The sequence below is a fragment of the Phytoactinopolyspora endophytica genome (assembly GCF_004138495.1).
In the GTDB taxonomy this organism is placed as follows: Bacteria; Actinomycetota; Actinomycetes; order Jiangellales; family Jiangellaceae; genus Phytoactinopolyspora; species Phytoactinopolyspora endophytica.
On record NZ_ML142854.1, the window covers coordinates 327,739 to 328,029 of the forward strand.

The following is a 291-nucleotide window of genomic DNA, read 5'->3' on the forward strand; positions in this document are numbered from 1 at the left end:
CATGATCATGAACAGTAACCGTGCAAATAGCACGGTTACTGTTCATGATCATGGAATGCTTCGGTCGGTTCGGGGTCGTTATCCACAGGGACGGTGGCTATGGGGCCTAGTTATCCTAGTTATCCACAATGGCGATTGGATGCTTGTGATAGCTGCCGATAGACACCAGTATTTTATGCATGAGCAGATCGAAATCGCGTTCCCGCAAGCGCCGCGAACAGCGGCGGGACAGTTCTGACCGTCTTGACCCCGAGGTCCTCGAGACCGCGGAGGGGGAGAGGCTGTTCAAGA